The 6895-nt window shown below is 72.0% G+C and carries 4 protein-coding genes and 1 pseudogene; 2 read left to right on the top strand and 3 right to left on the bottom strand.

What is annotated here, in order from left to right:
- The first annotated feature begins 186 nt into the window (after positions 1-186).
- Entirely contained in the window at positions 187-2199 is a 2013-nt protein-coding gene (locus ACFYP3_RS36590) for a bifunctional glycosyltransferase 87/phosphatase PAP2 family protein (RefSeq protein ID WP_388842338.1), read from the top strand.
- A 46-nt stretch (positions 2200-2245) separates the two neighbouring features.
- On the opposite strand, the gene ACFYP3_RS36595 is transcribed toward ACFYP3_RS36590, so the two are convergent.
- Together ACFYP3_RS36595 and ACFYP3_RS36600 are read right to left on the bottom strand one after the other, a co-directional pair.
- Positions 2246-3616, bottom strand: a complete 1371-nt coding sequence (locus ACFYP3_RS36595; protein ID WP_388842340.1) for an FAD-binding oxidoreductase — start codon at positions 3614-3616, stop codon at positions 2246-2248.
- Positions 3617-4017: 401 nt separating this feature from the next.
- Positions 4018-5262 (bottom strand): cytochrome P450, encoded by a 1245-nt coding sequence (locus ACFYP3_RS36600; RefSeq protein WP_388842342.1) that lies wholly within the window; start codon positions 5260-5262, stop codon positions 4018-4020.
- Positions 5263-5504: 242 nt separating this feature from the next.
- Here ACFYP3_RS36600 and ACFYP3_RS36605 point away from each other — a divergent pair, with 242 nt between their 5' ends.
- Entirely contained in the window at positions 5505-6674 is a 1170-nt protein-coding gene (locus ACFYP3_RS36605) for a steroid 3-ketoacyl-CoA thiolase (protein ID WP_362858842.1), read from the top strand.
- Positions 6675-6799: 125 nt separating this feature from the next.
- Here ACFYP3_RS36605 and ACFYP3_RS36610 read toward each other — a convergent pair.
- A pseudogene (locus ACFYP3_RS36610) lies at positions 6800-6895 on the bottom strand (lytic transglycosylase domain-containing protein); the annotation flags it as partial.

A 6895-nucleotide genomic window follows, 5' to 3' on the forward strand; every position in this document is an offset into this window, starting at 1 on the left:
CACGCTGGACATCGGTCACCGACAACGGCGGAATCTTCGGGCCAGGACGACTCATACCCCAACCAACGACAAACCTCTGACTCAGGTCACTAGGTATCCCGCGGGAGATATCGTCGTGCGGGTAATGGAGCGCGGCAGCCAGGCGAAGTCAGGGTGTCGGTCAACAGGGCGGGAGGCCGGCGAGGCGTGGCTAACGCGGCAGAGCACAGCGGTGCGAACGGACATGCCGGGGTCATAGGCGATGGCGGCAGGCTCGGGGCGGCACGCCTCCTGCTGTGGGCGCTGGCAGGCGCCCTGGCCGTCAGACAGGCGGCCGCGGTGCTGCGGGTGCCACCCGGTGAGTGGCTCAGCGGCCTGCACCTTCCCGAGGCCCTCCCCGGCTCGCTCTACGACTCCGGCCAGTTCGCCGGCACCCCCTTCGCCGGGCTGGTCCTGAAGCCGCTCGTCGGCTTCGCCGCCCCCTCCCTGGAGGTGGCCTGGACCTGCGTGACGCTGCTGTTCGTCGCCGCGATCGGGCTCGTCGCCGCGCGCGGCCTGCCCGATCCTGTCCCGCGGCGCACCGCGCTGCTCGCCGCGCCCGTGCTGACGGCCCTGATGATGGTCTCGCTGCCCGTCCGCGAGGCCGCCTCACCGGGGCAGACCGCCGTCCTGCCGGTGCTGCTGGTGCTCCTCGCGGTCTTCCGCGTGCCCGGAGACCGGCCCGCGGGCTTCCTCGTGGGCCTCGCGGCCGCGCTCCAGCCGGCGCTGCTGCTGTTCGCCGCGCTGCTGTGGCTGTCCGGGCGCCGGCCCGCCACCCGCACCGCCGTCGTGACCTTCGCCGGAGCCACCGCGCTGTCCTGGGCGGCCATGCCGCACGACTCGTGGACGTACTGGGCCGAGCACCTGGCGGGCACCGGCCTCGGCGGCGCCCCCGACAGCCTCTCCAACCAGTCCCTGCACGGTGCGCTGCTGCGCCTCGGGCTGAGCGGCCCCGCCGAGATCCTGCTCTACGCGGCCCTCGCGGGCGCCGTCGTCTGGTTCGGCCTGCGCCGCGCGGTCCGCTACGCCCGCGACGGCCAGCTGCTGCTCGCCGTCGCCGTCACCGGCTGCGTGGCCGTGGCCGTGGCCCCGGCCGGCTGGCGCCACCAGCTGCTGTGGGTGCTGCTCGCCGTCGCCGGCAAGGTGGGCCGGCGCGCCGCCGACCGGCGCGTGTGGCCGGTGGCCGTGGTCCTCGCCATGACCCTGCCGAGCTCGGTGCTGCTGCCGAACCTGGCCGCACTGGCGCCCGTACGGGACAACGTGCTGCTGCTCGCCGCGCTCGCCGCGGCCTGCGCGGTGCCGTTCCTGCCGCGCTCGTCGCCGTACTGGCGCGAGCCCGTACCGACCGCCTACGGGCAGCCGGCCGCCGCCCGCTGGCGGCGGGTGCCGCTGCTGCCGTTCTGGCGGCGCGTGCTGTCCCGCCCGAACCTGCTGCTGGAACTCCTGCTGATACGGGTCGGGTACTCGCTCTACTCGCACATCCGGGCCGCCGCGCCCACCAGCCGCACCCTCGCCGAGGGCAACGGCAGCCAGATCCACGGCATCGAGCGGGCGCTCGGCATCGACATCGAGCACGCCGTGAACCACGCCGTCGTGCACACGCCCTGGCTGGAGGCGTTCTTCAACTTCTACTACACCTCCTTCCACTTCGTGGTCCCGCTGACGATCCTGGCGGTCCTGTACTGGCGGCGTCCCGGCGACTACCGGTGGGCCCGCGCCTCCCTGGGCCTGGCCACCGTCCTCGCGCTCGTCGGCTTCTGGCTGTACCCGCTCGCGCCGCCGCGCCTGATGCCCGGCCTCGACTTCATCGACACCGTGCACGGACCGCAGGACCTGGCCAACCCCTCGTACGGGGCCATGACCGCGATCTCCAACCAGTACGCGGCGATGCCCTCGCTGCACTTCGGCTGGTCCCTGTGGTGCGGCATCGTGATCGTCGTGCTGGCGCCGAAGGGCTGGCAGAAGCTGCTCGGGGCGCTGCACCCGCTGATCACGGTGTGCGCGATCGTCGCCACCGCCAACCACTGGGTGCTCGACGCGGTGGGCGGCGCGGTCGTCGTGACCGCCGGCTTCGGGCTCGTGTACGTGCTGTCCGGGCCGCGGAGGCTGCAGGTGAGCCTCCCCGGTCAGCGCCGCAGCGACGAGGAGCAGCCGGTGGGGGCCGGGGCGCGGAGCTCGTAGCCGGACGGCGGGTGCCCGTCCCGTCAGCCGTCGGCGTGCGTGACGCTCAGGACGCCGGCGGGATGTTCTGGTTGAGGCGGAAGAGGTTGCCGGGGTCGTAGCGACGTTTCAGCTCGCGCAGGCGCCGGAACTTCTGCGCCCCGTACGCCTGCTCGACGCGCTCCTCGCCCTCCTCCATCAGGAAGTTCGAGTAGACCCCGGTGTGGTGGGGGGCGAGGGCGGACCACAGGCCGCGCGCCCACGTCCGCTCGGCGTCGAAGCCGTCGGCGCCCTCCGTCGTCCCGTTGATGTTGAACGTGTGCCCGGCGCCGCGTCCGCCGAAGGCCGTCTCGTCCTCCCCGACGCGGGCGATGGCCCCGCCGAGCTGGAAGATCGGGAAAGCGGTGAGCGGCGACACGATCCGGGCCGCGTGCTCGGCCGTACTGTCGATGACCTCGTCGGTGAGCCGGTCGACGTCGCAGGACTTGAAGTAGTACCAGCGGCCGTGCGGGAACGACGGGTCGAACATCGCCTGGTGCTCGGTGAACGGCTTCGGCGCGCACAGGTCCAGCACGGGCGCGGCGCCGGCGGACTCGCGCAGCGGCCGCAGCACCTCCTGCCCCTCATCGACGGGCCCCGCGTAGCAGCAGATCACCATCACGACGGGCTTCCCGCGCAGTTCGGCCGGCACGTAGTCGACGGAGGGCGCCTTGCGGTGGACGATCGCCGTGGTCAGCTCGTCCGGTACGTCGGTGATCCACTCGCGGTAGAAGCGCAGCAGCCGCGCCGACTCGGCCATCGGCCAGACGACGGGCCCGGCCAGCACCACCGGCCCCAGCGGATTGAGGCGGAACTCGAACTCGGTGACGATCCCGAAGTTCCCGCCGCCGCCGCGCACCCCCCAGAACAGATCGGGGTTCTCGTCCCCGTTCGCCTTCAGGAACGTTCCGTCGGCGGTCACCAGGTCCACGGACAGCAGCTGGTCGATGGTGAGCCCGTACTTGCGCATCAGCCAGCCGATACCGCCCCCGAGGGTGAGCCCGGCCAGGCCGGTGTGCGTGACGATCCCGGCCGGGACGGCCAGTCCGAACGCCTGCGTCTCGCGGTCCAGCTCGCCGAGGAGCACCCCCGCCTGCGCCCTGACCGTACGGGCCTCCGGGTCCACCCGGATCCCGCGCATGGGGGAGAGGTCGATGACGATGCCGTCGTCGCACACCGACTGGCCGGGGAAGCTGTGGCCGCCGGAGCGCACGGCGAGGGGCAGCCCGGAGGCGGCCGCGAAGCGCACGGCGTCGATGACGTCGGCGACGCCCGTGCAGTGGGCGATGAGGGCGGGGGAGCGGTCGACGGAGCCGTTCCAGATCCGACGGTCCTCGTCGTAGGAAGGGTCTCCAGGCCGCACCTGCCGTCCCCGGAAGGACTGGCTGAGCATGGCCATGTGTCCAGTCTGGCACCGGCGGATCGGCATTGCCCGTGCGGTCGGTCAGCCCAGGTCAGGCCAGCCCAGGCCAGCCCAGGCCAGCCCAGGTCAGCCCAGGCCAGCCCGGCCGGGCCTGGCGTGGGCCGGAGGGGCGCCGGGGCACATCCGGCCCCGGCGCCCCTCCGGCTGGATCGCCGCTGTCCGTCAGGATCGCCCGGTCAGGGCCGGGCCGCCACTCGGACGGGTGAGGGACCGCGCCGCACACGCCGACGCGGCGCGAAGACCGGGCCTCCGCCCCCGCACCCCGCCTGCCCCCCGCGCCTCGAACCCCGCGCCTCGAACGCCGGCGGGGCCGCGGAGCCAGGGGCGGCAGGGGCCGGGGCGTGGGTGGAGGGGGCCCCTGCCGCCCTGGGGCCGGGTCAGCCGTGGGTGACCCGGAGTTCCTTGATGCCGTTGAGCCAGGCCGCGCGCAGGCGGCGCGGGTCCTCGCCCGACAGGCGCAGGTCCGGCAGGGCGTCGGCCAGCGCGTTGAAGATCAGGTCGATCTCCATGACCGCGAGGGACTTGCCGAGGCAGAAGTGCGGGCCGCCGCCGCCGAAGCCCAGGTGGGGGTTGGGGTCGCGGGTGATGTCGAAGGCGTCCGGGTTCTCGAAGACCTCGGGGTCGTGGTTGGCGGACGAGTAGAACATCCCCACCCGGTCGCCCGCCTTGATCTTCTGGCCGCCGAGTTCGGTGTCCTGCGTGGCCGTGCGCTGGAAGGACACCACCGGGGTGGCCCAGCGCACGATCTCCTCCGCGGCGGTGGACGGCCGGGTCGCCTTGTAGAGCTCCCACTGGTCGGGGTGGGTGAGGAAGGCGTGCATGCCGTGGCTGATGGCGTTGCGCGTGGTCTCGTTGCCCGCGACCGCCAGGAGGAGGACGAAGAAGCCGAACTCGTCCGAACCGAGGTTGCCCTGGCCCTCCGCCGCGACGAGCTGGGTGACGATGTCCTTGGCCGGGCACTCCTTGCGCTGGGCGGAGAGGTTCATCGCGTAGCCGATGAGCTCCATCGCCGCGTTCGCGCCGACCTCCTCGGTGATCGCGTACTCCGGGTCGTCGTACGCGATCATCTTGTTCGACCAGTCGAAGATCTTGGCGCGGTCCTTCTGCGGTACGCCGATCAGTTCGGCGATGGCCTGGAGCGGTAGCTCGCACGCCACCTGGGTGACGAAGTCGAAGCTGCCGTCGGCGGAGACGGCCAGGGCCTCCTCGACGATCTTCCGGGCGCGGTCGCGGAGCGCGTCCTCCAGTCCGCGGATGGCCCGCGGGGTGAAGCCGCGCTGCACGATCTGGCGTACGCGGGTGTGTTCCGGCGGATCCATGTTCAGCATGATCAGACGCTGGGCCTCTATCGCATCACGCCGGATGTGCTCGTTGAAGCGGATGATCGCCGTGTTGGTGGTGGAGGAGAAGAGCTCGGGGTGCGTGGAGACGTACTTGACGTCCGCGTGCCGGGTCACGACCCAGTAGCCCTCGTCGTCGAAGCCGGTGACGCCCCGCCGCTGCGGGCACCACCACACGGGTGCGGTCTGCCGCAGCTGCGCGAACTCCGGCAGGGGGACCCGGCTTTGGAGCAGGTCGGGGTCGGTGGCGTCGAAGCCTTCGGGCAGCGCGGGACAGGACATCGGGGCAACTCCAAAGTCTGACGGCCCATCAGAAGTTGGCTCGAAGGTAGTAACGAGTTCTAGAAGTGACAAGGGTCGCGGCGTCAACTGTTGCGTGTGGAATCCGTGCAGGGCGCGTGCAAGACCCTTGCGTGCCGGGGGTCCAGGTCATAAGACTGCGGGGAGAACTAGAACGCGTACTAGTTCGGGCGGGGCGCCGGGACGGCCCGCCGCGCTGGCGCTGTGCAGGAGAGGACGAGCTCATGGCCGCGGAACCCGTCATCGTCGAAGCCGTACGCACCCCCATCGGCAAGCGCGGGGGCGCGCTCGCCAACCTCCATCCCGCCTACCTGCTCGGGGAGACCTACCGGGAACTGCTGGCCCGTACCGGAATCCAGCCCGACTGCGTCGAACAGATCGTCGGCGGCACCGTCACCCACGCCGGCGAGCAGTCGATGAACCCCGCCCGCAACGCCTGGCTCGCCATGGGCCTGCCGTACGAGACCGCCGCGACCACGGTGGACTGTCAGTGCGGCAGCTCGCAGCAGGCCAACCACATGGTCGCCAACATGATCTCCGGCGGCGTCATGGACATCGGCATCGCCTGCGGCGTCGAGGCCATGAGCCGGGTGCCGCTGGGCTCGGGCTCCAAGCACGGCCCGGGCAAGCCCTTCCCGGACGAGTGGAACGTCGACCTCCCGAACCAGTTCGAGGCCGCCGAACGCATCGCCCGCCACCGGGGCCTCGGCCGCGAGGACGTGGACCGGCTCGGCGTGCTCTCCCAGGAGCGGGCCGGGGTCGCGTGGGCCGAGGAGCGCTTCAAGCGCGAGACCTTCGCCGTGCAGGTGCCGACGACCGAGGAGGAGCAGGCCGCCGGACAGGGCATGTGGCGCCTGGTCGACCGGGACGAGGGCCTGCGGGACACCAGCATGGAGGCGCTGGCCCGGCTCAAGCCGGTGATGCCCACCGCCGTGCACACCGCCGGGAACTCCTCGCAGATATCCGACGGGGCCGCCGCCGTGATGTGGGCCTCCCGCAAGATGGCCCGCGCGCTCAAGCTCAAGCCGCGCGCCCGGATCGTCGCCCAGACCCTCGTCGGCGCCGACCCCCACTACCACCTCGACGGGCCGATCGACGCGACCCGGGCCGTGCTCGGCAAGGCCGGCATGTCCCTCAAGGACATCGACCTCGTCGAGATCAACGAGGCCTTCGCCTCCGTCGTCCTCAGCTGGGCCCAGGTCTTCGACCAGGACCTGGAGAAGGTCAACGTCAACGGCGGGGCCATCGCCCTCGGCCACCCCGTCGGCGCCACCGGCGCCCGGCTGATCACCACCGCCCTGCACGAGCTGGAGCGCCGGGACAAGGAATTCGCGCTCATCACCATGTGCGCGGGCGGCGCGCTGGCGACCGGCACGATCATCCAGCGCCTGTGACCGCTCGCGAAGCCTGAACGCAGGCGCCTCTGAACCCGTGGGATGGGATGCAGAAGGCCCCGGCGGCCGGACCTGGGGAGGCCGGCCACCGGGGCCTTCGTATGTCTGCCGGGGTGCTGGTGGGTCTAGTACCAGTGGTTGGCGGACCAGAAGTTCCAGGCGCCCACGGGGCTGCCGTAGCGCTCGTTCATGTAGTTCAGGCCCCACTTGATCTGGGTGGC

This window comes from Streptomyces sp. NPDC005533 (assembly GCF_042871845.1).
Lineage (GTDB): Bacteria > Actinomycetota > Actinomycetes > Streptomycetales > Streptomycetaceae > Streptomyces.